The organism is Variovorax sp. GW823-FHT04F07, from assembly GCF_058795995.1.
Genome location: NZ_JBXAIG010000003.1, coordinates 589,961 through 616,396, shown reverse-complemented (window position 1 = coordinate 616,396; position 26,436 = coordinate 589,961). Strand labels below are relative to the sequence as shown.

The window sequence follows — 26,436 nt, the reverse complement described above, 5'->3', positions numbered from 1 at the left end:
TCTCATCTAGAATGGCCGCCATGGACTTCCCGATGCAAGAACATGCCGTGTTGCTGCGGGCCTATGCCCGGGTGCAGGAGCGTTGCTCGCGCCTGCTGATGGAGCAGGCCGCCCGGGTCGAGCGGCTCGAGGCGCAGATCGTGCGGCTGCGCGGTGCGCTGGTGGCGCGCGACTCGGCGATTGCCATCGTGCGCGAAGAGCTGGCGGCGCGCGCGGCCAAGGGCACTGCCTTGCCCCAGCGCCTGCATGCGCTGCTGGCGCCGGGCGGCCGGCGCCACCACGCCCTGCCGCCGGGGCCGCAGGTGCCGGCCGACCTGCGGGCCAAGTCGGTGCTGTGCGTCGGCCGTTCGGAAGCGGCGCAAGAGGCGCCTTCGCTGGCGCGCCAGCTCGTGGAGATTGCCGGTGGCCACTACCTGCACCACGACGGCGGCGACGAGGCCGACGACCCCACGGCGCTCGAGGCGGGCCTGCGCGCCGCCGACCTCGTGATCTGCCAGACCGGCTGCGTCAGCCACGGCGCCTACTGGCGCGTGCAGGACCACTGCCGCCGCACCGGCAAGCCCTGCGTGCTGGTGGGCGAGCCGCAGCCGATGCTGTTCGTGCGGCCGCCGCTGGCGGCGGCCGTCGATCACCTGGCCTGAACGGAAGAAATCAAGGCTTGGCGGCGAGCCAGGCCGTGATCTTGGCCGCGTCGTGCGAGAACAGCCGCCACGTGGTCGAGCCTGTCGGCAGCGTGAGCGGCAGGCGCAGCAGCCGGCGGTCGCGCGCGACGAGGGCGGTGCATTTGGTGGCATCGCCAAGGTACAGCGCCAGGTCGTCGAGCTTCGTGAGGCGCCAGGCCTGCGCGGGTTGCGACGCACCCTTGCCGCGACCACCGACGGCCGGCAACTCGATACCGAGCCATTCGTCGTTGGCCGAGAAGCCGGCCTTTTCGGCGGCGCCGCCGCGCAGCACCACCTTGATCTGCACGCTGCCGCCAGTTTCGGCCACGCGCAAGCCGAGCGCCTGCGCGGGTTGCGAGGGGTCGTCGAGCGTGGCCACGCCGTGGGCGCGCAGCAGGTCGGCCAGCGGGAGTTCATCGGTCGAATGCACCCAGCGCGCGAGCTCGGGGGCGTACGAGCGTCCGCCCACGGCGTCGAGCGCGGCGGCAATGTCGGCCTCGCTGATCGGGCCGCCGTTGCTGTGCGTCCAGAGGTGGCGCATCACGTCGTCGAGCGTGCCCTTGCCTTCCTGGCGCAGCGTGAGGTCGAAGCACAGCGCCACCAGCGCACCCTTGGTGTAGTAGCTGACGGTGCTGTTGGGCGTCTGTTCGTCCTGGCGGTAGTACTTGACCCAGGCGTCGAAGCTCGCGTCGGCCACCGGCTGCACCAGCCGGCCGGGCGTCTGCAGCACCTGGTTGATGGTCTTGTTGAGCAGGCGCAGGTAGGCCGCGTCGTCGATGCGGCCGGCGCGGCGCAGCAGCAGGTCGTCGTAGTAGCTCGTGAAGCCCTCGAAGAACCACAGCAGCTGCGTGTAGTTCTCGCGGCTGTAGTCGTAGCTCGCGAACTCCGCCGGGCGCATGCGCTTGACGTTCCAGGTGTGGAAGTACTCGTGGCTGATGAGGCCCAGCAGCGTGGTGTAGCCCTCGGGCTGCTTCTTCTTTTCGCCGCGCAGCGGCAGGTCGCGGCGGTTGCAGATGAGCGCGGTGGAATGGAGGTGCTCGAGCCCGCCGTAGCCGTCGTCCACCGCATTGAGCATGAACACGTAGCGGTCGATCGGCAGCTTCGGGCCGCCGCGCTTTCCCGCCTTGTCGCCGTGCCAGAAGCGGATCTCGGCTTCGCAGATCGCTTTGGTGTCGGCAATGAGGCGATCGCCGTCGAACGAGGCCGCGGCGCCCGCGATCACGAAGCGGTGCGGCACGCCGCAGGCGTCGAACTCGGCGCTCCAGAAGGCGCCCATCTCGACCGGGCTGTCGGCCAGTTCGTCGTAGCCGGCGGCGCGGTAGCTGCCGAAGCCGTGCTTGTCGGTCTTCGTCGGCACGAGCGCGGTGGCGCACGACCAGCGCGCGGCGTCGGCCGGCAGCGCGGGCGGCACGATTTCCAGGGCGTGCGGCGCCTCGGTCTGGCCTTCGACACGCAGGCAGACGCTGGTGCCGTTGAAGAAGCCGCGCGTGGCGTCGAGCCAGGCGGTGCGCACCGAGTTGTCGTAGGCGCACACTTGGTAGTGCAGCACCAGCGGCTGGCCCGGCACGCAGTCGATCTGCCAGCCGCATTTGTCGAGCTGCGTCAGCACCGGCTTGCGGCGGCCCTGCGTGGCGCGCAGGCCCTGCAGGTTCTTGGCGAACTCGCGCACGAGATAGCTGCCCGGAATCCACACCGGCAGCGCCACGCGCTGCTGCGCGGCGGGCGCGGCGATGGTCAGCGTGACGGCGAACAGGCGCGCATGCAGGTCGGCGCACTCGACGCGGCAATGCACGGCGGGCGTGGCGGTTGCAGCCGCGGCTGCGCGCCGGGAAGCGGAGGTCGTCGCCATCGGATCAGTTGGCAGCGGCGAGCTGCTTCTCGACCTGCTCGGCGGGAATGGCGCCCGGGACGCGGCTGCCGTCGGTGAAGATCAGCGTGGGCGTGCCGGTGATGTTGTACTTGCGGCCGAACTCCACGTTGCGCTCCAGCGCCGTCACGTTGCAGCTGGCGGCGGCGGCGGCGGGCTTGACGTTGCCTTCCATCCAGTCGGCCCAGGCCTTGCCCGGGTCCTTGCTGCACCAGATGTCGCGCGACTTGGCGGTCGAATCCGGGCCGAGCACGGGGTACAGGAACATGTAGACGGTCACGTTGTCGACCTTCTTCATGTCCTTCTCGAAGCGCTTGCAGTAGCCGCAGTTCGGGTCTTCGAAGACCGCGACCTTGCGCTTGCCGTTGCCGCGCACGATCTTGATCGCGTCTTTCAGCGGCAGCTTGTCGAAGGCGACGGCGGTGAGCTTCTCGACGCGTTCCTCGGTGAGGTTGCGGCGGGTCTTGGCGTCGATCAGGCTGCCCTGCAACAGGTAGCCGCCTTGCTCGTCGGTGTACAGGATCTGGCTGCCGTTGACGCGCACTTCGTACAGGCCCGGCACGGGCGTCTTGGTGACTTCCTCGATGGCCGGCAGTTGCGGGATGTGCGTCGGCAGGTTCTTGCGGATCTCGGCCTCGCCCGCGCCGGCGGTGGAGAGCGTGAGCAGCGCGCAGGCGGCGACGAGAAGGTGGCGGACGAAGGTCATCGGGAAGGTTTCGGGAAAAAGGTGGAGGGCTGGTGGGCGCGGGGCGTCAGGCCTTCAGGCCCATGGCTTGTGCGGTGATCCAGTGCTTCACGAAGCGCGTGCGGTCGAAACCGCGCATGCCCCAGTTGCGCAACGCAGGCAGTGGACCCAGGTTGTGCGAGAAAAGTTGCTGCAATCCGTCGGTGGCCAGGCTCATCTGCAGCACGTCGGCGCGGCGGGCGCGTTCGTAGCGGCGCAGCAGCCGGGCGTCGCCCACGCTGCGCCAGTAGTCGCGGGTGCGGATCACGTCGGCCAGCGCGGCCGCATCGGCCAGGCCGAGGTTCAGGCCCTGGCCCGCCAGCGGATGCACCGTGTGCGCGGCGTCGCCCGCGAGCACCCAGGACTGGGTGGGCTGGCCGGGCATCGTGCCGGACCAGCGGTCGGCGATGGCGCGCGACAGCGGCCACACGGCGCGTTCGCTCGTGAGCCGCAGCGAGCCCAGCTCGCCGTGGCTGGCCTCGCTCACGGCGGCGCTGAATTCGTCGACGCCTTGCGCGACCAGCTCGGGCACGCGCAGCTGGTCGACCGACCACACCAGCGCCAGCGTCTTGCCGTGCACGCCGCCCAGCGGCAGCAGGGCGAACACCTCGCCGCGGTCGTTGAACCACTGGCGTGCGATGCCGTCGTGCGTGTGCGCGGCCTCGAGCCGCGCGGCAATGGCGTGTTGCGGGTAGCGCGTGACCTCGTAGCTCACGCCCAGCGCCGCGCGCGAGGCGCTGGCCTTGCCTTCGCACACCACCGTGAGCGGCGCGGCCACGGGCTCGGTCACCACGTCGATCAGGGGCTGGAAGCGCACCGCGTCGGCCAGCTGCTGCTCGAGCGCGGGCACGTCGACGATCCAGGCCAGGGCCTCGACCTTCTGGCGCGCGGCGCTGAACTGCACGCGGCCGCCGTCGTCGCCATGCACCTGCATCTCGTGCACCGGCGTGGCATGGGCCGTGTCGGGCCAGGCGCGCAGCGATTCGAGCATGGTGCGGGACGCCGCGTTGAGCGCGTACGCCCGGATGTCTTCCTTGCCCGGCGGGGCCGGCGGCACCACCAGCGCGACACGCACGCGTTCGCGCGCCAGCAGCAGCGCCAGCGTGCGGCCGACGATGCCGGCGCCGCGGATACAAACTTCGGGAGAAAGGGCCATCGGATGATTGTAGGAGTTGCCTCGCGCGCGGGCGCCGATACCCGTTCATGCAGGAGAATGGCCGGCGATTTCAAAGGAACCCCCCACCGTGTCGCAGCCGCCCGCTTTCGATCTCCAGGCCACCATCGCCCGCCTGTTCGTGTACCCCGTCAAGTCGTGTGCCGGCGTCGAGCTCGACGAGATGCTGCTCACCGAAACCGGCCTGGAGTTCGACCGCGCCTGGATGGTGGTCGACGCGCAGGGCGAGTTCGTCACCCAGCGGCAGCTGCCGCGCATGGCGCTCATCCAGCCGCAGATGAAGCACACCGAGGTCGTGCTGCGCGCGCCCGGCATGCTGGCGCTGCACCTGGCCTTCGACCGCGTCGAGCAGCCGGTGCGCGTGCGCGTGTGGAAGGACGAAGTCGCGGCCTACGACATGGGCGACATCGCCGCCCAGTGGTTCAGCGACTTTCTTTCCGAGCCCGGCAAGCCGCAGACGCTGCGCCTGGTGCGCTTCGACCCCGAGCACCAGCGCCTGTCGAGCCTGAAGTGGACCGACGGCGTCGAGGCACTGAACCAGTTCGCCGACGGCTTTCCGCTGCTGGTGGCCAGCGAAGGCTCGATCGCCGAGCTCAACGAGCGCCTGGCGGCGGCCGGCCACGGCCCGGTCGGCATCGAGCGCTTCCGCCCGAACATCGTGCTGGCCGGCATCGAGTCGCACGACGAAGACCGGGTCGACGCGCTGCACGTCACCACCGGCGAAGGCGAGGCCGAGCTGCGCCCGGTCAAGCCCTGCACGCGCTGCCCCATTCCCGACATCGACCCGGCCACCGCGCTCAGCAGCCCCGAGGTTGGCGACATGCTGCGCACCTACCGCGCCGACGCGCGCGTGGATGGCGGCATCACCTTCGGCATGAACTGCATCGTGGTGCGGGGCGTGGAGCACATGCTCAAGGTGGGGCAGGTGGTGGGCGCGAACTACCGCTTCGAGTGAAGGGCATGGCGCGCGCCTGAGCGGCGTGCGGTCAACTCGGGGTGCGTGCACAGGACACCGGGTACTCCCCTCCGCGAATGTCCCCCGGCCTGCGGCCTCCTCCTTGATTTCGCTGCGGGGAGCACCCGATGCCCTGCGCACGAGGGCACGCTCTGCGTTTGCGGACGATCAACGACCGCTGCGAACAACGCTCACGCTGATGGGGTGCCTTGCGCAGCGAAATCAAGGGGGAGGCCGAAGGCCGGAGGACATTCGCGGAGCAAGGTGCCCCGTCGGCGGGAGCGCGCCCCGAACAATGCCCGATCTGACCCCAGACAGACCGTGGGCAGTCGCTCAGAGCCTCAGAACTTCACGCCGGCGATCAGGATGATGTTCGCGTAGGGCGTGCATTCGCCCGTGCGCACGATGGCGCGAGCCTTCGCGCTGCGGCGCTTGAATTCTTCGTGCGGCACCGTCTGCGGTGCGATGCCCAGCGTCTGCGGGTACCAGTCTGGCAGCGCCTTCGCATCGCCTTGCAGCGCTTCGTCGGCCACGACGATGGCCTCGACCTGCATCTCGGACAGCACCGCCTTCAGCACATCGCTGATCCCCGGCACACCCCGCGCCACGGCCAGGTCGATGCGGCGCGGGCCGTCGGGAATGGGCAGGCCGGCGTCGCCGATCACCAGCATGTCGCCGTGGCCCATCGAGGCGATCACGTGGGAGAGTTCGGCGTGCAGCAGGGGGGAGCGTTTCACAGCGTGATCCAGTCGGGGGGCAGGGGGCTGCGCAGCACGGCGTCGCGCAGCGGGATGGAGGGTTGGGCGCCGGGCTGCTGGATGCACAGCGCCGCGGCGCGGATGCCCAGGCGCACGGCCTCGTCGAAGGACTGGCCTTCGCCCAGCGCCACGGCGAGCGCGCCCAGGAAGGTGTCGCCGGCGGCGGTGGTGTCGACCGCCTGCACCTTCGGCGCGGGATGGTGGCGCGCACCGTCGGCGTCGACCGCCACGGCGCCGCGCGAACCCAGCGTCACGACCACGCGGGCGATGCCCCGCGCGCGCAGTGCCTGGCCGGCCTGCGCGGCTTCTTCGGGGCTGTCGGCGTTCTGGCCCGACAGGGTCTGCGCCTCGATCTCGTTGACCACCAGCGTGTCGATGCGGGGCCAGAGCGCCTCGGCGATGGCTTGCACCGGCGAGGGGTTGAGCATCACCGCGCAGCCCGCGTCGTGCGCGGCGTTGATGGCGCGTGTCACCTGGTCCATCGGGGTCTCGAACTGCGCGACGAGGAAGGCCGCGCCCTGCACCTGCTGCGTCAGCGAAGCCTCGTCGATGGCGACGCGCGCGTTGGCGCCGGGGATCATCACGATGCGGTTCTGGCCGCTGTCTTCCACGAGGATCAGCGCCGTGCCGGTCGGCTCGCCCGCCACGGTGCGCAGCGCGGCGGTGTCGATGCCGTCGCGCGCGAGCGCATCGCGCAGGGCCGCGCCATGCGCGTCGTCGCCCACGCAGCCGATCATCTGCACCTGCGCGCCTTCGCGTGCGCAGCTCACGGCCTGGTTGGCGCCCTTGCCGCCGGGGATGGCGTCGATCGAGCGGCCCAGCAGGGTTTCGCCCGCGGCCGGCGCGTGGGGCACGCGCAGCACGATGTCCATGTTCAGGCTGCCGAGCACCACGATGCGCGGTGGCGTGGAGGAAGAGAGAGGCTGAAGGCTCACGAGGTGCGGGACTTGGAAGATGTGGCGGTAGGGGAAGCGGCGGGCGTCACGCCGGCTTCGCGAAAGCCCGCGTGGCGCGCGGTCGAGGCGCGCACGCGCAGCTCGGGCTGCAGCACGACCTTGCGGGCGTCGCGGCGCTTGCCGCCCATGCGCTCCAGCAGCATGTCGACCGCCAGCGCGCCGATGCGCTCCTTGGGCTGGGCCACGGTGGTGAGCGGCGGGCTGGTGTAGGCCGACAGTTCGATGTCGTCGAAGCCCACGATGGACAGTTCGTCGGGCACGCGCACGCCGCTTTCGTGCGCGGCGCGCAGCGCGCCGATGGCCATCAGGTCGTTGCACACGAACACGGCCGAGGGCTTCTGCTCGGTGCGCAGGATGGCGTGCATCGCCTCGTAGCCGCCTTGGCTGGTGAAGCCGCCGCGCCACAGCAGCGCGTCGGCGTTCGGCGGTGAGCCGGTTTCCGCCAACGCCATGCGCCAGCCTTCGATGCGCTGCTCGCTCGAGGTCACGCCCAGCGGCCCGCCGATGCAGGCGATGCGCTTGTGGCCCAGCGACAGCAGGTGCCGCACCGCGAGCAGCCCGCCCTGCATGTGGGCGGTTTCCACGAGGTCGCAGGCGGGGTCGGCGATCTCGCGGTCGACCAGCACGGTGGGAATGCGCAGGCCGCGCAGCTGGGTGGCGAGCGAGTCGTCTTCGTCGGCGCCGGTCGACACCACGATGAGCCCGTCGATGCGGCGCTCGGCCAGCACCTGCAGGTACACGCTCTGGCGCCGGGGCTCGTCGTCGGTGTTGCACAGCACCAGCGTGTAGCCGGCGCCGAAGCAGCGGTCTTCCACGATGCGCACGATCTCGGCGAAGTAGGGGTTCGAGCTGTTGGGAATGAGCATGCCCAGCGTCGAGGTGGTGTTGCTCTTGAGGCTGCGCGCCATCGCGTTGGGCACGTAGCCCAGTTCGCGGATCGCCAGCTCGACGCGCTCGCGCACCTTGGCGCTCACGTGGCGCGTGTCGTTGACGACGTGCGACACGGTGGTGACGGAAACGCCCGCCTGGAGTGCGACGTCCTTGATGGTGGCCATGGTTGTGTGGGTTCCTTGAGGCTCAGAAGGTGTGAATGAATCCGGCGCGGCCGAGCAGCCCGCCCAGGCGCGTCCCCTCAAGGCGCAAAGCGCAGCCATAGCTTGGGCTATGGCGAGCATTTGCAACGCAGAGGGGCCGTGTCTGGGTGGGATGAGCGGGCATGGCGGGTTCGTTCACACCTTCTCAAGCCAGTCGACGATCGGCCCGGCGCTGGCGCAGGGTGTCGATGATGACGGCCACCACGATCACCGCGCCCGTGATGATGCGCTTGCTTGGTTCGCTCGCGCCCACCTGGGCCAGGCCGGCTTCGAGCACCGCGATGATCAGCACGCCGAAGAAGGTGTTGACCACCGAGCCGCGCCCGCCCATGAGGCTGGTGCCGCCGATGACCACGGCCGCGATCACCTGCAGCTCGATGCCCACGCCCGCGTTCGGGTCGGCCGCTTCGAGGCGGGCCGACTGCATCAGGCCCGCGAGCCCGGCCAAGAGGCCGGTCACGGCGAACACGATGATGCGGATCGGTCGCGGGTCGATGCCCGCCAGGCGCATGGCTTCCTCGTTGGTGCCGATGCCCACGACATGGCGGCCGAACACGCTGCGCGTGAGCACCAGCTGCCCCACGGCCACCAGCACCACCGCGAGCACGAAGGCGGCCGAGATGCCGCCGATCCACGGCGCGGCCAGGCCCGAGATGGCGTCGCCCACGTACTGTGTGCGCGAGTCGGTGACCAGGTAGGCGCCGCCGCGCACGGCTTCGAGCATGCCCAGCGAGACGATGAAGCTCGGCAGCCGCCAGGCGACCGACACCGCGCCCGTCACCGTGCCGCAGATGAGGCCGGTGGCCAGTCCCAGCAGGGCGGCCAGCGGCACCGAGAGCTTCCATTCGAGGATGGCGGCGGCCGTGACGGCCGCGCTCAGCGCGAGCACCGAGCCCACCGACAGGTCGATGCCCGCGATGATCAGCACGAAGGTCATGCCCACCGCCATCACGGCCAGCGCCGGGATTTCGTTGGCGATGGAGATGAAGGTCTCGCGCGTGAGGAAGTATTCGCTCATCGAGCCGAAGAGCGCGATCATGCCCAGCAGCACGACCGTGAGGCCGAGGTAGGTGCCGAGCTGGCCCTTGAGTGCGGACGGCGGCTTGCTGGTGGCAGCGGAAGAAGAAGGGGAGGCGGCGTTCATGGTCGTCATGCGTCGGCAGAAGTCGGGGCAGGGGCGGTGGAATCCGCCGGGGAGCCGGGCACGCGGCCCGTGGCATCGCTGAAGGCGGCGGCGAGCAGCGACTGTTCGCTCCATTCGCCGCGCTCGAACACCGCGACCAGCCGGCCGGCGCTCATCACGCCGATGCGGTCGCACATGGCCATCAGCTCGCGCAGGTCGCTGGACACCATCAGGAGCGCCTTGCCGGCGTCGGTCATGCGGTCGAGTTCGGCGTACAGGTCGGCGCGTGCGCCCACGTCCACGCCGCGCGTGGGTTCGTCGAGCAGCAGCACCTTGCATTCGCGGTGCAGCCAGCGCGCGAACACCACCTTCTGCTGGTTGCCGCCGCTGAGCGTGGACACGGGCTGTTCGATGCTGCGCGAGCGGATGCGCAGCAGCTCGACCAGCCGACGCGCGATCTGGCGCTCCTTGGCGCGGCGCAGCCAGCCGGCATGCGAGATCGCACCGAGGTCGCTCAGCGTGGCGTTGACGCGGATCGGCTGCGTGAGCAGCAGGCCCTGCGACTTGCGGTCTTCGGTCACGAGGCCGATGCCCGCGCGAATGGCCTGCATTGGCGAGCGCCAGCCCTTGCGCGCATGCTGCACGGGCTGTGCGGCCGGCGTGCCGTCGTGCAGCACGACCTCGCCGCGGTCGGCGCGGTCGGCGCCGAACAGCAGCCGCACGAGCTCGGTGCGGCCCGAGCCGACCAGGCCGGCCAGCCCCATGACTTCGCCCGCGCGCAGTTCGAGATCGACGTCGCGCACCACCTGCGCCCGGCCGATGCCGCGCGCGCTCAGCAGCACCGGGCCCGCCACGCGGCGCGCGCGGCCTTCGTGCTCGTGCACCGCGCGCCCGACCATGCGCTGCACCAGTTCGGATTCGCGCACGCCGGCCATGGCGCGCACGTCGACCAGCTTGCCGTCGCGCAGCACCGCCACGCGGTCGGCGATGCGCTGCAGCTCTTCGAGGCGGTGCGACACGTAGACGATCGCCACGCCGCGCAGCTTCAGCAGCTCGATCTGCTCGAACAGGTGCGCGGTTTCGCGCGGCGTGAGCATGGCGGTGGGCTCGTCGAGCACCAGCACGCGCGTGTCGTCCTGCAGGTTGCGCGCAATCTCGACCATCTGCTGCTGGCCGATGCCCAGCCGCGCCACCGGCGTGGCCGGGTCGATGCCGTCCAGGCCGATCTTGGCGAGCTGGCGCTCGGCCAGCTCGTGCAGCGTGGCGCGGCGGATCCAGCCGCTCTTGTGCGGCAGGCGGTCGAGCAGCAGGTTCTCGGCCACCGACAGCGTGGTGACGAGGCCGAGTTCCTGCATGACCATGCGCACGCCCAGCCGCTCGGCATCGCGGCGCGAGGCCGGCGCAAAGGGCTGGCCATCGAGCTGCATGCCGCCGCGCGTAGGCTGCACCAGCCCGCAGACAATCTTCGACAGCGTGCTCTTGCCCGCGCCGTTCTCGCCCGTGAGCGCGAGCACCTCACCCGCGCGCAGCTCGAGCGAGACGCCGTCGAGCACCGGCGCCGCGTAATCCTTGCCGACCGTGCTCAGGGCGAGCACGGCGGTGGGTAAGGGCGGATTCATGGCGGCGTCGGGTGCGGCGGTCAAAACGAGGTCTTCTTCTTTTTTGGGGGAGCGGAGCGGCTTACTTCGACGACTTGGTGACGAGCACCACGTCGGTCTTCACTTCGGCCGGCATTTCCGATTGCTTCTTCTTGTCGGCGATGGCCTTCAGCGCGGTCTCGATGCCGAACACGGCCTGCTTGGCGGCGAACTGGTCGGCGGTGGCGAGCACGCGGCCGTCCTTCAGCATCGGCTTGATGGCGCCGATGTTGTCGTAGCCCACCACCAGCACCTTGCCGGTCTTGCCCGCGGCCTTGACGGCGGCGACGGCGCCCAGCGCCATGCTGTCGTTGCCGGCCAGCAGGGCCTTCAGGTCGGGGTGCTCGCGCATCATGCCGGCGGCCACGGTGTTGCCCTTGTCGATTTCCCACTGGCCCGACTGCACGCCGACCACGGTCATGCCGCCGGCCTTCATGGCGTCCTGGTAGCCCAGCGTGCGCTGCTGTGCATTGAAGGTGGTCGACACGCCTTCGATGATGCCGACCTTGTCGCCCGACTTCAGCTCCTTGGCGAGCGCGTCGCCCACCAGCTTGGCGCCGGCGCGGTTGTCGGGGCCGACGAAGGGCACCTGGATGCCCTTTTCCTTCAGGGCGTCGGCGTCCAGCCGGTTGTCGATGTTCACGACCAGGATGCCCTTGTCGATGGCCGCCTTGATCACCGGCACCAGCGCCTTCGAATCGGCCGGCGCGATGACCAGCGCGTTGATCTTCTGCGCCACCATCTGCTCGACCATCTTGATCTGGGCGGCGGTGTCGGTCTCGTCCTTGATGCCGTTGGCCACCAGCGTGTACTGCGCGGCGTTGGCCTTCTGGTGCGCCTTGGCGCCGTCTTCCATGGTGCGGAAGAACTCGTTGGCCAGCGACTTCATGACCAGCGCGACCTTCGGCTTGTCCTGCGCGAAGGCGGGCGTTCCGGCGATGGCGCCCAGCAAGGTCAGTGCGGCAGCGCTTTGCAGGGTACGGCGGGTGAACTTCATGGTGGATGTCTCCTGAAATGAGGGGTCAGAGCGGAACGCCGGTCTGTGCCGGGGGCTCCGATGTTAATCGAGGGAAACGTTTGCGCAAACGTTTGCCAGTCGGGTCAAACCCTGAGCCTTTCGGGCCTCGAAGCCGCTGCCAGAGGGCTTTCGCGCAGGGTCGAGCGCGTCGGGAAAAGGGCGCGCCGGCGTGGCGGGAAGGGCGCCCGACCCGGGGGAGAACCCGGTCAGCCTAAAATCGGGGGTTACCCAAGAGGACCTCCCATGAGTTTGCAATGCGGCATCGTCGGCCTGCCCAACGTCGGTAAATCCACCCTTTTCAATGCGTTGACCAAGGCCGGCATCGCAGCGGAAAACTATCCGTTCTGCACCATCGAGCCCAACGTGGGCGTGGTGGAAGTGCCCGATCCGCGGCTCGACCAGCTGAGCGAGATCGTCAAGCCCGAGCGCGTGGTGCCCGCCATCGTCGAGTTCGTCGACATCGCCGGCCTCGTGGCCGGTGCCAGCACCGGTGAAGGCCTGGGCAACAAGTTCCTGGCGCACATCCGCGAGACCGACGCCACCGTGAACGTGGTGCGCTGCTTCGACGACGAGAACGTGATCCACGTGGCAGGCAAGGTCGACCCGATCTCCGACATCGAGGTGATCCAGACCGAACTCTGCCTGGCCGACCTGGCCACGGTCGAGAAGGCGCTGCACCGCCACACCAAGGTGGCCCGCTCGGGAGACAAGGACGCGCAGAAGCTCGTCGGCCTGCTCGAACGCTGCCAGGCCGCGCTGAACGAGAACACGCCGGTGCGCGCGCTCGAGTTCACGAAGGAAGAGCTGCCGCTGGTGAAGAGCTTCACGCTGATCACCGCCAAGCCCGCCATGTTCGTGGGCAACGTGTCGGAAGACGGCTTCGAGAACAACCCCTACCTGGACCGCCTGCGCGAGTACGCCGCCAAGCAGGGCGCGCCCGTGGTCGCCATCTGCGCCAAGATCGAAGCCGACCTGGCCGAGATGGACGACGAAGACAAGAAGATGTTCCTGGCCGAAATCGGCCAGGAAGAACCGGGCCTGAACCGCCTGATCCGCGCGGCCTTCAAGCTGCTGGGCCTGCAGACCTACTTCACCGCCGGCGTGAAGGAAGTGCGCGCCTGGACCATCCACATCGGCGACACCGGCCCCCAAGCTGCCGGCGTGATCCACGGCGACTTCGAGAAGGGCTACATCCGCGCCCAGACCATCGCGTTCGACGACTACATCGCCTTCAAGGGCGAGCAAGGCGCCAAGGATGCGGGGAAGATGCGGTCGGAAGGCAAGGAATACGTTGTCAAGGATGGCGACGTGATGAACTTCCTGTTCAGCTCGTAATTGAGCTCGCCCCCAGGCTGCGCGGCACTGCGTGTCCGCTACGCCAACCCCCTACCGGGGGCAACACCTGAGGCCCGGCAAAGCCGGTTCCTCGGTGTTTCACGAAGGGGCTTCGCTGTCGCTTGCCTCGTCGATCAGTTGGTCTTCTGCTTGCCCCACACCACGGTGTCGTCCACCGCATAGGCGGCACACGTCACCTTGCGTTCGGTGCAGCCTTTCAGATGCTCGGTCAGCGCGGCCGAGCTGGTGGCAGTGCCGAACTTCTGATCGCCGGTGATCAGGAAGATCCGGGGCCGGGCCTGCAGCAGGAACTGGCGGTACGCATTGCGCACCGGGGTCGGGTCGGCGCCGATGGGCGGCAGGGCCTGCAGGTCCGACAGCTCGGCGTGGCCGGACGGCGCGGGTTCCCCGTTGGGGCCGAACACCACGCCGGTGGTCTTCAGCAGATCGCGCCATGTCGCCAGCTCCGTGGTCACGCGCTGAGGCAGTTCCATCACCCATTGCGCCGGATAGGCAAAGCCGAGGTTCGCGCCGCCGGGCGCCACGCTGTCGCTCACGCCGACCAGCCGGCCCTCGGTGTCGAACAACCCGCCGCCGCTGGAGCCTGAAGACACGGGCGCTGACGTTTGCACGATCGGCAGTTGCCCGGGCGCGCGCGGACGCAGCGCGGAGATCAGGCCTTCGCTCAGCGTGCGTTCGAGGCCGTGCGGGCTGCCGACGGCGAACACGCGCTGGCCGACGCGCAGTTCACTGGCGGGCACGATCTGCACGGCGGGCAACTGCAGCGGCGTTTCGCTCGTGAGCACGCACAGGTCGCGCGACGGGTCGGGGTCGCGCACGATGCGGGCGATGCGCAGCGTGGTCGGGCCCTGCTCCACGGTGACGGCGACGGCGCCGTCGACCACATGGCAGGCCGTGGCCAGCGCACCCGGGGTCACGGCCACCGCGCTGCCGATGGCGGTCTGGTTGTTGCCGCGTTCGCCCTTCACGGTCCAGACGGCGGGCGCGACCTTGCGGAACACCTCCTCGGGCGTGAGTGCCCAGGCCTGGCAGGCCGCGAGGCTGAGCCAGAGTCCGGTGATGAACAGCGAGATGCGGCGGCGCCGCGTGGAGTGAGGGGCCATCCGGGTCAGTGTAGGAAGCGGCCCTACGGTTTGCCGTAGGCGATGACGCTGTCGCAGCGGGCGCCTGAAGCCCGCACGTGTTGTGGTTAGACTGCGCGCCCGCTGCATCCTCTGCCGGAAGGCCTTCATTCGCCATGCTCACTGTCCATCACCTGAACAACTCGCGCTCGCAACGTGTGCTCTGGCTGCTCGAAGAGCTCGAGCTGCCCTACGAGATCGTCCATTACCAGCGCGACCCCAAGACCATGTTGGCGCCCGCTTCGCTGAAGGCCGTGCATCCGCTGGGCAAGTCGCCCGTGGTGACGACCGACGACGGCGCGACGCTGGCGGAATCGGGCGCGATCATCGAGTCGCTCATCGAGCGCTACGGCCAGGGCCGGCTCGCGCCCGCGCCGGGTTCGCCCGAAGCCTTGCGCTACCGCTACTGGCTGCACTTCGCCGAAGGCACGGCGATGTCGCCGCTGCTGCTCAAGCTGGTGTTCGACCGCATCGAGACGAGCAAGATGCCCTTCTTCGCCAAGCCGATCGCCAAGGCCATCGCGGCGAAGGCGAAGTCGGCCTTCATTCATCCGAACATCACGGGCCATCTGAATTTCATGGAGGCCGAACTCGGCCGCAGCGAGTGGTTCGCGGGCAATGAATTCACGGGCGCCGATATCCAGATGAGTTTCGTGGTCGAAGCCTCGCAGGCGCGCGGCGGGCTCGATGCGCGGCGGCCCAAGCTCATGGCCTACCTGGAGCGCATCCATGCGCGCCCGGCCTACCAGCGCGCGCTGGAACGCGGCGGCCCCTACGAACTGCTGAGCTGAGTTTTTTCGACCACGCGCTTCATGACGGAAAGACGTATAGAAGCGCGTAGGTCATCGTCACGTAGCGCAGGAACTTGCCGATCGCCATGTAGCCCACGCAGGGCCAGAACGGCAGCTTGAGCCAACCCGCGACCGCGCACAGCGGGTCGCCCACGATCGGCAGCCAGCTCAGCAGGCAGGCCTTCGGGCCCAGCCGCTCGAGCCAGCCGAGCACGCGCAGGTGGTGTTTCGAGTGCGAGTATTTGTCGGCCACCTTGTGCGCGCCGTAGCCCATCCACCAGTCGACCGCGCCGCCCAGCGTGTTGCCGATGGTGGCCACGGCAATGGCCTGCCAGAACATCTCGGGGTTGAGTTTCAGCAGGCCGAACAAGATCGGTTCGGAGCCCACCGGCAGCAGCGTGGCCGATACGAAGGCCGCGATGAACAGCGTCGAAAGTCCGTACTGGGGGAGCGCGAGGAGCGCCAGGAGTGCGTCGAGCCAGGCTTGCATAAGGTCGGCGAAGTATAGGCAGCGCTCACGTCGCAAGCGCGTGGGAGAAGGCCCCGCGAAATACTGGTGTTTACGCCTGTGTCGCAAGCGCAAAAAGGCGTAAATCGTTTCAGTCGCTGAAATGCCACGTGGCTACAATCGTGCCTCATTTTTCAGCAGCCGACCCGCACAGCACTCCTTCCCATGACCTTGCAGATCGGCACCCACACGCTGGAAAACCGGCTGTTCGTCGCGCCCATGGCCGGCGTGACGGACCGGCCCTTCCGCATGCTGTGCCGCGAACTCGGCGCGGGCTATGCGGTCAGCGAGATGGTCACCTCGCGCAAGGAACTCTGGAACACGCTGAAGACCTCGCGGCGCGCCAACCACGACGGCGAGCCGGGCCCCATTGCGGTGCAGATTGCCGGCACCGACGCGGCCATGATGGCCGAGGCCGCGGTCTACAACATCGAGCGCGGCGCGCAGATCATCGACATCAACATGGGCTGCCCGGCCAAGAAAGTCTGCAACAAGTGGGCCGGCTCGGCGCTGATGCGCGACGAGCCGCTGGCGCTCGAGATCGTGCAGGCCGTGGTCGATGCGGCGCAACCATTCAACGTGCCGGTCACGCTCAAGATGCGCACCGGCTGGAGCGAAGACCACCGCAACGCGGTGAAGCTCGCGCGCGACTTCGAATCGGCCGGCGTGCAGATGCTCACCGTGCACGGGCGCACGCGCGAGCAGGGCTACAAGGGCCACGCCGAGTACGACACCATCGCCGCCGTGAAGGCCGCGGTGCGCGTGCCGGTGGTGGCCAACGGCGACATCCGCTCGCCCGAGAAGGCGCGCGACGTGCTCGCGGCCACGGGCGCCGACGCCGTGATGATCGGCCGCGCCGCGCAGGGCCGGCCGTGGATCTTCCGGGAGATCGCGCATTTCCTGGACACCGGCACCCACCTGGCGCCGCCGCTGGTGGCCGAGGTGCGCCGGCTGCTGCTCGATCACCTGGTGGAGCACTACGCGCTGTACGGCGAGTTCAGCGGCGTGCGCACGGCGCGCAAGCACATCGGCTGGTATGTGCGCGCGCTGCCCGATGGCGAGGCGTTCCGCGCACGCATGAACGCCATCGAAGACTGCGCCGGCCAGCTGCGCGCGGTCGACGACTATTTCCAGGGGCTTGCGGACCGCATGGACCGCATGCCCGCCCCGACGGCAGACGAGGAGCCGGCGGGAGAAGAGGAGACGGCCTGCGCCGTCGATTGAGCGAAGACAAAAAGAGAAGAAGCAATGAGCAAGAAACACATCGAGGACTGCGTTCGCAGCAGTCTGGACAGCTACTTTCGCGATCTGCGGGGCACCGAACCCGACGGCATGTACGAGATGCTCGTGCGCGTGGTCGAGAAACCCCTGCTCGACGTCGTCATGACGCGCGCCGAAGGCAACCAGTCCCGGGCCGCCCAATGGCTGGGCCTGAACCGCAACACGCTCCGCAAGAAATTGGTCGAGCACAAACTTTTGAAATAACTCCACGGCATATCCCATGGCTCAGACCGCACTCCTTTCCGTTTCCGACAAGACCGGCATCCTTGAATTCGCGCAGGCCCTGCATGGCTTGGGCGTCAAGCTGCTGTCCACCGGCGGTACCGCCAAGCTGCTGGCCGACGCCGGCCTGCCGGTGACCGAGGTCGCCGACCACACCGGCTTTCCCGAAATGCTCGACGGCCGCGTGAAGACGCTGCACCCGAAGATCCACGGCGGCCTGCTGGCGCGCCGCGACCTGCCCGCGCACGTCGCCGCCATCAAAGAGCACGGCATCGACACCATCGACCTGCTGGTGGTCAACCTGTACCCGTTCGAAGCCACCGTGGCCAAGCCCGGCTGCACGCTCGAGGACGCCATCGAGAACATCGACATCGGCGGACCGGCGATGGTGCGCAGCGCCGCCAAGAACTGGAAGGACGTGGGCGTGCTCACCGACGCCTCGCAGTACGCCGTGGCGCTGGCCGAACTCAAGGCCGACGGCAAGCTCAGCGACAAGACCAAGTTCGCGTTCTCGGTGGCCGCGTTCAACCGCATCGCCGACTACGACGGCGCCATCAGCGACTACCTCTCGGCCATCGACTTCGACGCCAGCATCGGCCAGCCCGCGCCCACGCGCTCGCTGTTCCCGGCACAGAGCAACGGCCGCTTCGTGAAGGTGCAGGACCTGCGCTACGGCGAGAACCCGCACCAGCAGGCCGCGTTCTACCGCGACCTGTACCCGGCGCCCGGTTCGCTCGTGTCGGCCAAGCAGCTGCAGGGCAAGGAGCTGAGCTACAACAACATTGCCGACGCCGATGCGGCGTGGGAATGCGTGAAGAGCTTCGACGTGCCCGCCTGCGTGATCGTCAAGCACGCCAACCCCTGCGGCGTGGCCGTGGGCGCCGATGCACTCGAGGCCTACAGCAAGGCCTTCAAGACCGACCCGACCTCGGCCTTCGGCGGCATCATCGCCTTCAACCGCCCGGTCGACCTCGCCACCGCGCAGGCCGTCAACAAGCAGTTCGTCGAAGTGCTGATGGCACCGGGCTACACGCCCGAGGCGCTGGAAGTGTTCCAGGCCACCAAGGCCAAGCTCAACGTGCGCGTGCTCGAGATCGCACTGCCCCAGGGTGGCGCCACCGACTGGGACAACGGCCGCAACGCGATGGACGTCAAGCGCGTCGGCTCGGGCCTCCTGATCCAGACCGCCGACAACCACGAGCTGGCACTGGCCGACCTCAAGGTGGTCAGCAAGAAGCAGCCCACGCCGCAGCAGCTGCAAGACCTGCTGTTCGCCTGGAAGGTCGCGAAGTACGTCAAGAGCAACGCGATCGTGTTCTGCGCCGACGGCATGACCATGGGCGTGGGCGCGGGCCAGATGAGCCGCCTCGATTCGGCGCGCATCGCCAGCATCAAGGCCGAGCACGCGGGCCTGTCGCTCAAGGACACGGCGGTGGCGAGCGACGCCTTCTTCCCGTTCCGCGACGGCCTCGATGTGGTGGTGGACGCGGGCGCGGGCTGCGTCATCCAGCCGGGCGGCTCGATGCGCGACCAGGAAGTGATCGACGCGGCCGACGAGCGCGGCGTGGTGATGGTGTTCTCGGGCGTGCGCCACTTCCGGCACTGAGCCTGCGGCCCTGCGGGGCCTTCGCACACAAGGCCAGGGTCGCTTACGCGGCCCTGGCCTTTTTTGTGATCGTCGTCGTTACTCGTGCGTGCCGAAGCGGTACTTGAGCTGGAAGCTGATCGCGCCGTAGAGGCGATTCCTGATCGTCGGCACGTAGGCGATGTTCAGGCCCCAGTTCTTGCCCTCGATGGCGGCCGTCGGAATGATGGCCGGAAACCAGTTGCCGTTGCGGTAGTCGGGGTAGCCGTCGAAGCCGCCCACCACCGCGCCGAACTTCACGCCGTAGAACTCGAAGGGCAGGATGTACAGGCCGACGTAGTGCGACTGGCGCCGGTTGCTGTTGTGGAAGGTGCCGGCCGTGACGCGGTAGGTGTCGTTCAGCGGGTACTCGAAGCCCAGGCCCGGGTTGGCGTTTTCCAGGCCCTTGCTGCTGTCGAAGTGGGCCGAGTAGAAGCCGGGGTTGATCCAGATGTTCTTCGGCTCGAAGGACTGTGCCAGCGCGAGGCCCGGCAAAAGAAGAGCACTCAGCAGCGGCAGCATGCGCAAGGGGGTCATGGGCGGGGCATCCTGAAATTGGTCTGTCTCGCGGCTTCGATGGTGGCTGCGATGACGGCTTCCCTTGGGTCTGCGTGCGTGGGCACGGCCCCGCGAACGCCGGCGCAATATACACGCGGCGATCGCGAAAACGATGACATCGCTCAGGCGGGCCGCGCCAGGTACTTGCGAAACAGCTCGGCCAGCCGCAGCGCCGCCAGCGACAGCGGCTTGCCGCGCGGCGAGACGATGCCCAGCTCCAGCGGCGGCACCGGCATCGCGAGCGGCACGCGCTCCACCAGATCGGCATACGGCGGCATGGTGAGCATGCCGGCCGGCCCGACCATCAGCGCGTCGCTGCGGGTCAGCAGGCCCCAGCTCACGCCGAACGAGGCCACCTCGATGCGGTGCTCCGGCAGCGGCAGGCCCTGCGCGGCGTACTGCTCGAGCAAGAAGGTGTGCTGGCTGCCCGGCGCCAGGTGCATCAGCCATTCGGCGCCCGCCACTTCTTCCCAGCGGGTGGCGCGGTTCAGCGGATGGCCGCGCCGGCAGAGCACCGCCATCTCGATCATGTCGAGCCGTTCGAACGCGAAGTCGGCATCGAGCGCCGCGGCCACCGGGCCCGCCACCGCGAAGTCGATCGTGCCTTCGCGCAGCAGCGGCAGCACCTGGGGGATCAGGCCGTCGAAGAGTTTGAGCTGCGCATGCGGCATGGCCTTGCGGAAGGCGCGCACCACCTCGGGCAGCACGCCCAGGAACACCATTGGCGTCACGGCGACGGCCACGCGCCCGTGCTGGCTGCCCTGCAGGATGCGGATGTCCTGGCGCGCGAGTTCGAGCTGCTGGTGCGCCAGCCGCGCGCGCACGGTGAGCTGGCGGCCGCACTCGGTGAACTCGATGCCGCGCGAACTGCGCAGCACCAGCTGGGCGTCGACCTCGGCCTCGAGTTCGCGGATCGCCTTGGTCACTGCCGCCTGGCTCAGGTGCAGGCTGCGCGCGGCGGCGCGGATGCTGCCGGTGTCGGCCAGCCGCAGCCAGGCCTTGAGCTGGTGGTCCTTCATGCGGCGCATTCTGCCGCCCGGCGCCACCGGGTGATCCCCAGACAAACGCAGGTTGTCATCGCGACAAGCGATTGTCTTTTCCGGCGCGCGGCCGATTTCTAGACTTTGCGCACCGGTCGTCTCATGGTGAGCGGCGGGACTCTCACAGGAGATCGCTTCGTGCCTGCACTGTCATTCGCGTGGACCCGCCGCACCGTCCTGGCCGGGTTGGCCGCCGTTGCCCTGGGCGCCTCGATGGGCGCCTCGGCCCAGTTTCCCGAGCGCCCGTTGAAATTCATCGTGCCCTATGCCGCCGGGTCGGGCGTGGACGTCGCGGTGCGGCCGGTCGCCGACGCCATGGGGCGCGAGCTGGGCCAGGCCCTGGCGGTGGACAACCGCCCCAGCGCCGGCGGCATCGTCGGCACGCAGGCGCTGGCCACCTCCGCGCCGGACGGCTACACGGTCGGCTACGGCAACCTCGTCACGCTGAGCATCAACCCGGCCTTCTTCTCGAAGCTGCCCTACGCGCCCGAGAAAGACCTGGTGCCGGTCGGCCTGATCTCGAGCAACGCCTACGTGCTGATCGTGCGCAAGGACCTGCCGGTGCGCAACTTGCAGGAGCTCATCGCCTACGGTCGCGAGCATCCCGGCAAGCTCTCGGCCGGCTCGCCCGGCATCGGCAGCGCGGGCCACCTGACCGGCGAACTGCTGAAGGCCGAGACCGGGCTGACGATGGTGCAGGTGCCCTACAAGACCGGCACGCAGGCGGTCGGCGACATGGTCAACGGCCAGCTCGACGTGACCATCGAGAACATCTCGGCGGTGCTGCCGTTCATCCAGCAAGGCCGGGTCAAGGCGATTGCCGTGACCAGCGCCAGGCGCGCCGGGGTGCTGCCCGAGGTGGCGACGGTGGCCGAGAGCGGCGTGCTCGGTTTCGAGGTGGTGGCCTGGGGCGCGCTGATGGCGCCGGCGGGCACGCCGCGCAAGACAGTCGACCGGCTCAACACCGCGTTGCGCGCCGCGCTCGCCGACCCGGCCGTGGTGCGCGCCAACGCCGCGCTGTCGATCGAGGCGCTGCCCTCGAGCCCCGAGGAACTCAGCGCGCTGATGAAGCGCGAGAAGCCGCGCTGGGCCGATGCCGTGCGGCGCGCGGGCGTCAAGGGCGACTAACGCGTCCGATCGATCGATTTCATTTTTCCCAAGGAGACAACGCATGCAACTCTGGCAACTGGAAGCCGCCGACCTGGCGCAGCGCATCAAGGCGCGCGAGGTCTCGTGCGTCGAGGCGGTGCGCAGCAGCCTGGCGCGCCTGGAGGCCGTCAACCCGCGGGTGAACGCGGTGGTCGACGGCTGCGCCGACGAGGCCCTCGGCGCGGCGGCGCAGGCCGATGCCGTGCTCGCGAAGGGCGAGGCGACCGGGCCGCTGCACGGCGTGCCGGTCACCATCAAGGTCAACGTCGACCAGCGCGGGCATGCCACCACCAACGGCGTGGAGGCTTACCGCAGCGTCGTGGCGAAGGACGACAGCCCCGTGGTCGCGAACCTGCAGCGCGCCGGCGCGATCGTGGTCGGCCGCACCAACACGCCCGCGTTCTCGATGCGCTGGTTCACCGACAACGCGGCGCACGGGCGCACGCTGAATCCGTACGACGCCGACGTCACGCCGGGCGGTTCCAGCGGTGGCGCGGCGGCGGCGGTGGCGGTGGGCATCGGCGCCATCGCGCACGGCAACGACCAGGGCGGATCGATCCGCTACCCGGCCTACGCCTGCGGCGTGTACGGCCTGCGCCCGAGCTTCGGCCGCGTGCCGGCCTTCAACCCTTCGGGTGCGGGCGAGCGGCCGATGGTGGTCCAGCTCACGTCGGTGCAGGGGCCGCTGGCGCGCAGCGTGCGCGACCTGCAGCTGGCCTTTGCCGCGATGGCGCAACGCGATGTGCGCGACCCGTGGTGGGCGCCCGCGCCGCTGGAGTCTGCGTCGACCGGGCCCGTCAGCGTGGCGTTGTGTACCGAGTTGCCCGGCTACGCCTGCGACCCCGAAGTAGCCGATGCGTTGCAGCGCGCCGCACGCCGTCTGGAGCGCGCCGGCTACCGTGTCGAGCCTGCGCAGCCGCCGCGCCTGCGCGAGACGGCCGACCTCTGGCTGTCGCTGACGATGGCCGACAGCCGGCTGCTGGTGGAAGAGGCGCTGATGCGCGACGGCGACGACACCATCCGCCAGGCCTACCGCGCCATGGACGCGCACGCGCCGCAGTTCGACACGGCCAGCTACATGCGCGCCTTGGCCGCGCGCACGGGGCTGATGCGCGAATGGGCGCTGTTCCTGCAGCGCCATCCGCTGCTGTTGATGCCGGTGTCGTGGCGCCATCCGTTCCCGGTCGACGCCGACCAGCGCGGCAGCGCCGCGATGCGGGAGATCCTGGATGCGCAGAGCCCGCTGTTGTCCACCGCGATCCTGGGCTTGCCGGGGCTGTCGGTGCCGATGGGGCTGCGCCACGGGCTGCCCACGGGCGTGCAGCTCGTGAGCGACCGCTTCCGGGAAGACCTGTGCCTGGCCGCGGCCGAGGTGCTCGAAGCCGAGGCCGGACCGGTGGCGGCGGTCGACCCCGCCTGAGCGGGGAGGGTGCGCGTCAGCGCTTACTGAAGATGTCGCGCGCCGCGGCGATGGTGGCCGCGATGTCGTCCTCGCTGTGCGCGGCGCTCACGAAGCCTGCTTCATAGAGCGCCGGCGCGATGTACACGCCGCGGTCGAGCAGGCCGTGGAACAGCGCATTGAACTGTGCGTTGTCGGTGGTCATCACCGTCGCGTAGTTTTGCGGCAGTTCGTTCATGAGGAAGAAGCCGAACATGCCGCCTTCGCTGTCAGCGTTGAAGGGCTGGCCCTCGGCGGCCGCGGCGGCCTTCAGGCCGTCGACCAGCGTGCGGGTTTTCTGGGCCAGCGCTTCGTAGAAGCCGGGCTTCGAGATTTCCTTCAGCGTGGCCAGGCCGCAGGCGGTGGCCACCGGGTTGCCCGACAGCGTGCCGGCCTGGTAGACCGGGCCCAGCGGCGCGAGCTGTTCCATGATGGCGCGCGGGCCACCGAAGGCCGCCAGCGGCATGCCGCCGCCGATGACCTTGCCGAGGACCGTGAGGTCGGGCGTGATGCCCAGCACGCCCTGCGCGCCGTGCAGGCCGACACGGAAGCCCGTCATCACTTCGTCGAAGATCAGCAGCGCGCCGTGCTGCGTGCACAGCTCGCGGCAGCGCTTCGCGAAAGCGGGCGTGGCGCGCACGAAGTTCATGTTGCCGGCGATCGCCTCGATCATCAGGCAGGCGATGTCCTTGCCGTGCAGCGCGAAGGCTTCTTCGAGCTGCTGCAGGTTGTTGTACTCGAGCACCAGCGTGTGCTGCACCACCTCGGGCGGCACGCCGGCCGAGGTCGGGTTGCCGAAGGTGGCGAGGCCGGAACCGGCCTTCACCAGCAGCGCGTCGGCATGGCCGTGGTAGCAGCCTTCGAACTTGACGATGGTCTTGCGGCCGGTGGCGCCGCGCGCCAGGCGCAGCGCGCTCATGGCGGCTTCGGTGCCCGAGCTCACGAGGCGCACCATCTCCATCGACGGCACCAAGGCCAGGATGGCTTCGGCCAGTTCGATCTCGCGCTCGGTCGGCGCGCCGTACGAGAAGCCTTCGAGCACGGCCTTCTGCACCGCCTCGACCACGGCGGGGTGGCCATGGCCCAGGATCATCGGACCCCAGGAGCCGATGTAGTCGATGTAGCGCTTGTCGTTGGCGTCCCAGAAATAGGCGCCTTGCGCGCGCTGGATGAAACGGGGCGTGCCGCCGACGGCCTTGAAGGCGCGCACGGGCGAGTTCACGCCGCCGGGGATCACGGCGCGGGCGCGCTCGAAAAGAAGGTCGTTCTGGTCAGTCATCAGTGTCGCGTGTCGTGCGGGGGTAAAGCGAAATCGGGAGGGGTGTCGGGCGCGTCGTCATCGTCTTCGTCGTCCTCGGGCTCGGCCCAGAACAGGCGGTCGGGCAGCACGTGGCCCATGCCGGGGCGAAAGCCCGCGTCGAGGCAGCGGTCCATGTAAGCGAGCGCTTCGGTCGTGGCAGCCACGAGGTCGGTGCCGCTGGCCAGCAGGGCGGCGAGCGCGGCCGAGAGCGTGTCGCCGGCGCCGGCGAAGACGGCTTCGAGCCGTTCGTACTTCTCGCTGGCCAGCACCGACTGCGGCGAGGCCAGCACGTTGTCGATGAACTGGTCGGGCAGCACCATGCCGGTGACCAGGGTGTAGGGCACGCCGAACTCGCCGGCGGCCTTGGCGATGTCGCGCGCGCCGGGCGGGCGCTCGCCGCTCCAGTCGGGCAGCAGCCAGCGCCACAGGGTGCTGTGGTTTCCAACCAACACCGTGGTCTGGGGCAGCACGAGGTCGCGAAAAGCGTCGAGATAGGCCTCGATGAGGTTCTCGTCCCACCACGACAGGTTGGGCATGTAGGCCACCACGGGCACGTCCGGGTAGTCGGCGGCGGTCTCGGCGATGGTGCTCAGCGCCTCGGGGGTGCCGGCAAAGCCCACCTTGATCAGCTGGACCTCGACGTCTTCCAGGATGGCGCGGGCCTGCTCGGCCACGGCCTCTTCCTCGAAGGCGAAGTGGTCGAAGATCTCGGCCGTGTCGCGGGCGTAGGCGCCCGTCACCACCGGCAGGATGTGAGCGCCCACCGATCCCATGGCCAGGGCGTCGGCGCCCAGGCCGCCCGCGCCGCTCGGATCGCTGGCATTGAACACCAGCACGCAGGGGGGATTCAGGTCGCGTTCGCTCAGCGCCTCGTCGTCCTGCGAGGGGTCGTTAAGATTGCCCGGTTTGCGGGTGTTCTCGTCTGGATGTAAGTAGATGGTCATACGCCTAGCGAAATCCCCTGGATGGTGGCATAGGCGCGACGTTTACGGTCTGCCAGTGAGATACGCATAGATACACTCGTTGCATTTAATGAACAAGGACTTTAAGCTCCGATGAACACGAAAACTTGGATGTGCCTGATTTGTGGGTGGATCTATGACGAAGCGGTTGGTGTACCGGAAGACGGCATCGCGGCAGGCACGGCCTGGGCCGATGTGCCGATGAACTGGACCTGTCCTGAGTGCGGTGCGCGCAAGGAAGACTTCGAAATGGTTGAGATCTGACAAGCATGGCATAGGGCTACGCGATCTGCGTCGATGTTCGGCGCGGCGGGCATCCAAGTCTCATGAGCAGGAGCGTTTGCAATGGGCCCGAATGGATCTGGTTACAAGGTGCTGGTCATCGATGACAGCAACACCATCCGGCGCAGTGCCGAGATTTTTCTGAAGCAGGGTGGGCACGAGGTTCTTCTCGCGGAAGACGGCTTCGACGCGCTCTCCAAGGTTAACGACCACAAGCCTCACCTGATTTTCTGCGACATCCTGATGCCTCGCCTCGACGGCTATCAGACCTGCGCCATCATCAAGCGCAACGCGCATTTCTCCAATGTCCCGGTCGTCATGCTGTCTTCGAAAGATGGCGTATTCGACAAGGCCCGCGGCCGCATGGTCGGGTCCCAGGACTATCTCACCAAGCCATTCACCAAAGACCAGCTGCTGCAGGCCGTGCAGCAGTTTGGCATTGTTCAACAGGAAGTGCAGTAATGCCCATTCGAAAAATCCTCGTCGTCGACGACTCCAAGACGGAACTGGTGTTCCTGACCGACCTCCTCCAGAAGAACGGTTTCTCCGTGAAGACGGCCGAAAACGCCGACGACGCGATGCGCCGCCTCGAGGAAGACCACCCCGACCTGATCCTCATGGACGTGGTCATGCCCGGCCAGAACGGCTTCCAGCTCACGCGCGCCATCGCCCGCGACCCGAAGTACGCCGCCATCCCGATCATCCTGTGCACCAGCAAGAACCAGGAAACCGATCGTGTCTGGGGCATGCGCCAGGGCGCACGCGACTACATCGTGAAGCCGGTCAACGCGGCCGATCTGATGTCCAAGATCAGCGCGCTCGCCTGAGCGGGAACC

27 protein-coding genes are annotated in these 26,436 nt (G+C 68.8%); 12 read left to right on the top strand and 15 right to left on the bottom strand.

Annotation, left to right across the window (positions count from 1 at the left end):
* Positions 1–32 precede the first annotated feature (32 nt).
* Positions 33–641 carry a DUF2325 domain-containing protein gene (locus tag AC1RAA_RS18175; RefSeq protein ID WP_492730867.1) on the top strand — a complete coding sequence of 203 codons (609 nt, stop codon included), beginning with the start codon at positions 33–35 and terminating at the stop codon, positions 639–641.
* A 10-nt stretch (positions 642–651) separates the two neighbouring features.
* On the opposite strand, the gene AC1RAA_RS18170 is transcribed toward AC1RAA_RS18175, so the two are convergent.
* From AC1RAA_RS18170 to AC1RAA_RS18160, 3 genes are read right to left on the bottom strand one after another with little or no spacing between them, the layout of a single operon-like run.
* Positions 652–2,511, bottom strand: a complete 1,860-nt coding sequence (locus tag AC1RAA_RS18170; protein WP_492730869.1) for a M61 family metallopeptidase — start codon at positions 2,509–2,511, stop codon at positions 652–654.
* 4 nt (positions 2,512–2,515) lie between these two features.
* Positions 2,516–3,235, bottom strand: coding sequence for a DsbC family protein (locus tag AC1RAA_RS18165; RefSeq protein ID WP_492730871.1), 720 nt, complete (start codon positions 3,233–3,235; stop codon positions 2,516–2,518).
* A gap of 46 nt (positions 3,236–3,281) precedes the next feature.
* Positions 3,282–4,409, bottom strand: coding sequence for an FAD-dependent monooxygenase (locus AC1RAA_RS18160; protein ID WP_492730873.1), 1,128 nt, complete (start codon positions 4,407–4,409; stop codon positions 3,282–3,284).
* An 88-nt stretch (positions 4,410–4,497) separates the two neighbouring features.
* On the opposite strand from AC1RAA_RS18160, the gene AC1RAA_RS18155 reads away from it, so the two are divergent.
* Positions 4,498–5,382 carry an MOSC domain-containing protein gene (locus tag AC1RAA_RS18155; protein ID WP_492730875.1) on the top strand — a complete coding sequence of 295 codons (885 nt, stop codon included), beginning with the start codon at positions 4,498–4,500 and terminating at the stop codon, positions 5,380–5,382.
* Positions 5,383–5,723: 341 nt separating this feature from the next.
* Here AC1RAA_RS18155 and rbsD read toward each other — a convergent pair whose 3' ends face one another.
* The 6 genes from rbsD to AC1RAA_RS18125 form a co-directional block, all read right to left on the bottom strand.
* A complete protein-coding gene (rbsD, locus tag AC1RAA_RS18150) occupies positions 5,724–6,119 on the bottom strand; it encodes a D-ribose pyranase (protein WP_492730877.1) in 396 nt (131 codons plus the stop codon).
* Positions 6,116–7,075 carry a ribokinase gene (gene rbsK, locus AC1RAA_RS18145; RefSeq protein WP_492730879.1) on the bottom strand — a complete coding sequence of 320 codons (960 nt, stop codon included), beginning with the start codon at positions 7,073–7,075 and terminating at the stop codon, positions 6,116–6,118. Before rbsK ends, rbsD begins: the two co-directional genes overlap by 4 nt.
* Positions 7,072–8,151: a LacI family DNA-binding transcriptional regulator gene (locus tag AC1RAA_RS18140; RefSeq protein WP_492730881.1), complete on the bottom strand. Its 1,080-nt coding sequence runs from the start codon at positions 8,149–8,151 to the stop codon at positions 7,072–7,074. The genes rbsK and AC1RAA_RS18140 overlap by 4 nt, the downstream gene beginning before the upstream one ends.
* Positions 8,152–8,335: 184 nt before the next feature.
* A complete protein-coding gene (locus AC1RAA_RS18135; protein WP_307696999.1) occupies positions 8,336–9,334 on the bottom strand; it encodes an ABC transporter permease in 999 nt (332 codons plus the stop codon).
* A 5-nt stretch (positions 9,335–9,339) separates the two neighbouring features.
* On the bottom strand, positions 9,340–10,932 hold the full coding sequence (locus AC1RAA_RS18130) for a sugar ABC transporter ATP-binding protein (RefSeq protein ID WP_492731297.1): 1,593 nt from the start codon (positions 10,930–10,932) through the stop codon (positions 9,340–9,342).
* 61 nt (positions 10,933–10,993) lie between these two features.
* Positions 10,994–11,947: a sugar ABC transporter substrate-binding protein gene (locus tag AC1RAA_RS18125; protein ID WP_062479141.1), complete on the bottom strand. Its 954-nt coding sequence runs from the start codon at positions 11,945–11,947 to the stop codon at positions 10,994–10,996.
* Positions 11,948–12,211: 264 nt separating this feature from the next.
* Here AC1RAA_RS18125 and ychF point away from each other — a divergent pair, with 264 nt between their 5' ends.
* Positions 12,212–13,303 (top strand): redox-regulated ATPase YchF, encoded by a 1,092-nt coding sequence (gene ychF, locus AC1RAA_RS18120; protein WP_062479140.1) that lies wholly within the window; start codon positions 12,212–12,214, stop codon positions 13,301–13,303.
* A 134-nt stretch (positions 13,304–13,437) separates the two neighbouring features.
* Here the strand turns inward: ychF and AC1RAA_RS18115 are convergent, their stop codons facing one another.
* Entirely contained in the window at positions 13,438–14,427 is a 990-nt protein-coding gene (locus AC1RAA_RS18115; protein WP_492730884.1) for a trypsin-like peptidase domain-containing protein, read from the bottom strand.
* Between the two features lie 134 nt (positions 14,428–14,561).
* On the opposite strand from AC1RAA_RS18115, the gene AC1RAA_RS18110 reads away from it, so the two are divergent.
* Positions 14,562–15,236 (top strand): glutathione S-transferase, encoded by a 675-nt coding sequence (locus AC1RAA_RS18110; RefSeq protein WP_159279323.1) that lies wholly within the window; start codon positions 14,562–14,564, stop codon positions 15,234–15,236.
* A 19-nt stretch (positions 15,237–15,255) separates the two neighbouring features.
* On the opposite strand, the gene AC1RAA_RS18105 is transcribed toward AC1RAA_RS18110, so the two are convergent.
* Positions 15,256–15,726 (bottom strand): YqaA family protein, encoded by a 471-nt coding sequence (locus tag AC1RAA_RS18105; RefSeq protein WP_056577751.1) that lies wholly within the window; start codon positions 15,724–15,726, stop codon positions 15,256–15,258.
* A 183-nt stretch (positions 15,727–15,909) separates the two neighbouring features.
* On the opposite strand from AC1RAA_RS18105, the gene dusB reads away from it, so the two are divergent.
* From dusB to purH, 3 genes are read left to right on the top strand one after another with little or no spacing between them, the layout of a single operon-like run.
* Positions 15,910–16,968: a tRNA dihydrouridine synthase DusB gene (gene dusB, locus AC1RAA_RS18100; protein WP_070062764.1), complete on the top strand. Its 1,059-nt coding sequence runs from the start codon at positions 15,910–15,912 to the stop codon at positions 16,966–16,968.
* A gap of 24 nt (positions 16,969–16,992) precedes the next feature.
* The gene (locus tag AC1RAA_RS18095) at positions 16,993–17,229 is read left to right on the top strand and encodes a Fis family transcriptional regulator (RefSeq protein WP_056577757.1); all 237 of its coding nucleotides are present in this window, start codon (positions 16,993–16,995) and stop codon (positions 17,227–17,229) included.
* 16 nt (positions 17,230–17,245) lie between these two features.
* A complete protein-coding gene (gene purH, locus AC1RAA_RS18090) occupies positions 17,246–18,853 on the top strand; it encodes a bifunctional phosphoribosylaminoimidazolecarboxamide formyltransferase/IMP cyclohydrolase (RefSeq protein WP_492686534.1) in 1,608 nt (535 codons plus the stop codon).
* Positions 18,854–18,931: 78 nt separating this feature from the next.
* On the opposite strand, the gene AC1RAA_RS18085 is transcribed toward purH, so the two are convergent.
* On the bottom strand, positions 18,932–19,408 hold the full coding sequence (locus AC1RAA_RS18085) for a hypothetical protein (protein ID WP_492730887.1): 477 nt from the start codon (positions 19,406–19,408) through the stop codon (positions 18,932–18,934).
* Between the two features lie 143 nt (positions 19,409–19,551).
* Entirely contained in the window at positions 19,552–20,448 is an 897-nt protein-coding gene (locus AC1RAA_RS18080; RefSeq protein ID WP_062479122.1) for a LysR substrate-binding domain-containing protein, read from the bottom strand.
* A gap of 159 nt (positions 20,449–20,607) precedes the next feature.
* Here AC1RAA_RS18080 and AC1RAA_RS18075 point away from each other — a divergent pair, with 159 nt between their 5' ends.
* Both AC1RAA_RS18075 and AC1RAA_RS18070 read left to right on the top strand, forming a co-directional pair.
* Complete coding sequence (locus AC1RAA_RS18075; protein WP_492730890.1) at positions 20,608–21,597, top strand: Bug family tripartite tricarboxylate transporter substrate binding protein; 990 nt, start codon at positions 20,608–20,610, stop codon at positions 21,595–21,597.
* 43 nt (positions 21,598–21,640) lie between these two features.
* Positions 21,641–23,038: an amidase family protein gene (locus AC1RAA_RS18070; protein ID WP_492730892.1), complete on the top strand. Its 1,398-nt coding sequence runs from the start codon at positions 21,641–21,643 to the stop codon at positions 23,036–23,038.
* 16 nt (positions 23,039–23,054) lie between these two features.
* Here the strand turns inward: AC1RAA_RS18070 and hemL are convergent, their stop codons facing one another.
* Positions 23,055–24,335 (bottom strand): glutamate-1-semialdehyde 2,1-aminomutase, encoded by a 1,281-nt coding sequence (gene hemL / locus AC1RAA_RS18065; RefSeq protein WP_492730895.1) that lies wholly within the window; start codon positions 24,333–24,335, stop codon positions 23,055–23,057.
* Complete coding sequence (thiD, locus tag AC1RAA_RS18060; protein WP_492730898.1) at positions 24,335–25,300, bottom strand: bifunctional hydroxymethylpyrimidine kinase/phosphomethylpyrimidine kinase; 966 nt, start codon at positions 25,298–25,300, stop codon at positions 24,335–24,337. The genes hemL and thiD overlap by 1 nt, the downstream gene beginning before the upstream one ends.
* A gap of 111 nt (positions 25,301–25,411) precedes the next feature.
* On the opposite strand from thiD, the gene AC1RAA_RS18055 reads away from it, so the two are divergent.
* From AC1RAA_RS18055 to AC1RAA_RS18045, 3 genes are all read left to right on the top strand, one after another.
* Positions 25,412–25,582, top strand: coding sequence for a rubredoxin (locus tag AC1RAA_RS18055; RefSeq protein WP_007838397.1), 171 nt, complete (start codon positions 25,412–25,414; stop codon positions 25,580–25,582).
* 81 nt (positions 25,583–25,663) lie between these two features.
* Positions 25,664–26,062 carry a response regulator gene (locus AC1RAA_RS18050; RefSeq protein ID WP_021012487.1) on the top strand — a complete coding sequence of 133 codons (399 nt, stop codon included), beginning with the start codon at positions 25,664–25,666 and terminating at the stop codon, positions 26,060–26,062.
* Positions 26,062–26,427, top strand: a complete 366-nt coding sequence (locus tag AC1RAA_RS18045; RefSeq protein WP_062479114.1) for a response regulator — start codon at positions 26,062–26,064, stop codon at positions 26,425–26,427. Before AC1RAA_RS18050 ends, AC1RAA_RS18045 begins: the two co-directional genes overlap by 1 nt.
* Positions 26,428–26,436 lie beyond the last annotated feature (9 nt).